The sequence below is a fragment of the Daejeonella sp. genome, from assembly GCF_049655485.1.
Taxonomy (GTDB): Bacteria; Bacteroidota; Bacteroidia; order Sphingobacteriales; family Sphingobacteriaceae; genus Daejeonella.
Window position 1 is genome coordinate 1 of record NZ_JBASJU010000279.1, and the last position, 3,423, is coordinate 3,423.

The 3,423-nt window shown below is 43.2% G+C and carries 3 protein-coding genes; all 3 read right to left on the reverse strand.

What is annotated here, in order from left to right:
• On the reverse strand, positions 1–1,538 hold a 1,538-nt coding region (locus WBJ10_RS11940; RefSeq protein WP_424290584.1), incomplete at its 3' end, for a phosphate acyltransferase.
• Positions 1,539–1,640: 102 nt separating this feature from the next.
• A complete protein-coding gene (locus WBJ10_RS11945; protein WP_424290586.1) occupies positions 1,641–2,795 on the reverse strand; it encodes a transglycosylase SLT domain-containing protein in 1,155 nt (384 codons plus the stop codon).
• A 50-nt stretch (positions 2,796–2,845) separates the two neighbouring features.
• On the reverse strand, positions 2,846–3,423 hold a 578-nt coding region (locus WBJ10_RS11950), incomplete at its 5' end, for an amidase family protein (RefSeq protein WP_424290588.1).

Below are 3,423 nucleotides of genomic sequence, written 5' to 3' on the forward strand. Positions count from 1 at the left end.
TTATAGAAGAATTCCGCGTAGTGTGCAGAAATAATTTTCTCTTCAACCGGATTAATAATCTCCACTCCGTCGAGCTCAAGCTCATGCTCCGCAATAATTTGCTTGATTTTTTCTTTATTACCCAGCAAAATCGGCACTGCGATACCTTCGTCTTTAACGATCTGCGCAGACTTCAATATCTTGTAATTATCTGCCTCAGCAAATACAACACGCTTAGGCGATGATTTAGCTTTATTCGTTATCGCCCTCAATATTTTATCGTCCGTTCCTAATCGTATTTTAAGCTCTTCGTTATAGCCTTCCCAATCTGTAATGATTTTCCGGGCTACGCCAGATTCAATAGCAGCTTTTGCCACGGCTGGCGATACGGTGGTAATCAGTCTGAAATCGATGGGTTTTGGGATGATATAATCTTTGCCGAATTTGAGGTTCCGGGAGTTGTATGCAAGATTTACAGCCTCCGGCACGTTTCTTTTAGCCAGTTCCGCGATTGCGAAAACTGCCGCCTTCTTCATCTCTTCGTTAATACCTGTAGCTCTCACATCCAGAGCACCCCTGAAGATGTAAGGAAAGCCCAGAACGTTGTTCACCTGATTAGGGTAATCGGAACGTCCGGTAGCCATGATAATATCCTTCCTGGTTTTAACTGCCAGCTCATAGGCTATTTCCGGATTCGGATTGGCCATTGCAAAAACAATTGGGTTTTTAGCCATAGTCCTAAGCATATCTGCCGTAAGCACATCCGGAGATGATAATCCAATAAATACATCAGAATCTTTTACCGCTTCGGCGAGGGTACTTATCCTTCTTGAAGTAGCAAACTCGGCTTTGGTACCTTCCAGATTATCACGGTCTTTCCGGATAACACCTGAACGATCAAGCATCACAATATTCTCAAGCTTTGCCCCAAGGCTTACATATAAACGTGTACAGGAGATAGCTGCTGCTCCGGCGCCGTTTACAACAATCTTAATTTTATCGAGTTTTTTCTTTTGAAGTTCACAGGCATTGATCAGCGCAGCAGCGGAAATAATAGCTGTACCATGCTGATCATCATGCATAACCGGAATGGACATGCATTCCTTAAGGCGGCGTTCAATCTCAAAGCATTCCGGAGCTTTAATATCCTCCAGGTTTATACCTCCGAAGGTAGGCTCCAGCGCCTTAACGATCATCACAAACTCATCTATATTCTGGGTATCAAGTTCCAGGTCAAAAACGTCGATATCGGCAAATATCTTGAACAACAATCCTTTCCCCTCCATTACAGGCTTACCTGCTTCCGGCCCGATATCACCCAGTCCTAAAACTGCAGACCCATTACTTATCACCGCAACAAGGTTACCCTTGGCTGTGTATTTATAGACATCTTCTTTATTTTCAGCTATTTTTAAGCACGGTTCTGCAACTCCGGGAGAATATGCCAGGGAAAGATCGCGTTGAGAATTCGTGGGTTTTGTTGGAACTACCTGTATCTTTCCAGGCCGGCCCTGCGAATGGTAGTCAAGTGCATCTTGTTTACGATTAGTTTTACTCATTAAGCTCTCGAATTGATTAGTGCACCAAAATTACAATTCTTTTTCTTGAAAACAGGGTTAATACGCTACCCAATGGATTATCTTTGGTGCAGGCTTAACTCTTTATAAACTACTGATTATCAATCTCATGCCAGGATTAATAGCAGATTGTGTCAGACCATTCAGAGCTTTTATTTTCGATACCGTCATTCCATTAAATTTCTCAGCAATACCAGACAGTGTATCGCCTACTTTCACGATGTAACTCTTATTCCGGGTTTCAATAGTTTCCGGAGAGGCTTTGGAAGGCTTTTCTACCGAATCGCCGTTAAGCAAATTATACAGAGAAGCGAATGAATTATACTCCAATCCTGGAATTACCAGAGTTTTAGGAGCTTCTTCTGAGCCATTAATAATCTGTTTTTTATAAGAGGGATTTAACACCATCAAATCTTTTATATCGAGATGAGCAGCCTCAGCTACACTACTGATCGATATGTTTCTCTTCACCTGAAAAATATCAGTCGAAATATTAAATGCAGGCGGCCTTGACTCGATGCCATGATCTTTATAATAATTCATCAGATATACGGTAGCAATAAAAGCAGGGACATAATTTTGGGTTTCGCGAGGAAGAAATGAGCGGACTTTCCAGAAATCAGCTTCACCGCCAGATTTTGCGATTGCCCGGGTTACCGCCCCGGTGCCGCAATTGAAAGCAGCGATGGTCAGCAACCAATCACCTACCCTTTTGTAAGCGTCCACAAAATAATGTGCAGCTGCATTGCTTGCTTTTACAGGATCCCTGCGCTCATCAACAAACGAATCCATTACCAATCCATAGCCTTTTGCTGTGGTGTACATAAACTGCCATGGCCCCACAGCGCCTGATTTGGAAACTGCCAGAGGGTTTAAAGACGATTCAATGATCGTCATAAACTTGAGTTCTTCCGGTAGCCCGGCATCTTTCAAAGCTTTTTCGAATATGGGAAAGTAGTATTCTGATAAGCCGAGCATTTTACCGATCTGCTCTTTTCTGCTCAAATATTTATCGATATACTCCTGAACATATCCGTTGTAATCAAGTGGTACCGATTTCTGCAGGGAACTAAGCTTATGCCCGTAAAAAAGGCTTGAATTTGATAAATCCGGCGTCGCTAAGGGAGAAGCTACACGAAGTGTATCCGCAAAATTATCCTTGCCTGATATCGGAGATGCATTAGTGCGATAAGCCGCGCATAGTATCACCAGCGCGGCAAATGTTAAAATTTTCCTCATCTTACCCTCTTTATTACGGCCGAAACCGTCGTTAAACAACCAAACCTGAACTAATCTTTCAGGAGCCCCTCAATATTTTTTGAAAAGGACAATAATGCACCCTCTTCGAAACGTTTCCCCAAAAACTGCATACCTAACGGCAAACCTTCCTGATTATTGCCCGCTGGTAAAGAAATAGCCGGGATCCCCGCAAGGGAAGCCTGCACTGTAAAAATATCAGCAAGGTAATTCACCACAGGATCATCGCTCGCGTCCCCGATTGTGAAAGCAGGAGCAGGTGCCGTTGGGAGCATAATAAAATCAAATTCCGACAGAATCTCCTCTGTCTTTTCACGTATTAACCTTCTGACTTTCTGCGCCTTCGCATAATAAGCGTCATAATAACCTGCACTCAGAACAAATGTTCCCAATATGATCCGGCGCTTAACCTCCGGCCCAAAGCCCTCAGAACGGGATTGCTTATAAGTGGATTCAAGATCTCTTGCCATTTCGCTGCGATATCCATAATGGACACCGTCATAACGGGCAAGATTCGATGAAGCCTCAGCCATTGTTAATATGTAATAGGTCGGCACTACATACTCAAGCAAATCAAAAGATACAGGTTCAACAGTATGTCCCTCGGCTC

What these genes read in the sequence shown, in the direction of transcription:
- WBJ10_RS11945 (WP_424290586.1), bottom strand. Translation starts at nt 2,795, where the DNA reads ATGAGGAAAATTTTAACATTTGCCGCGCTGGTGATACTATGCGCGGCT.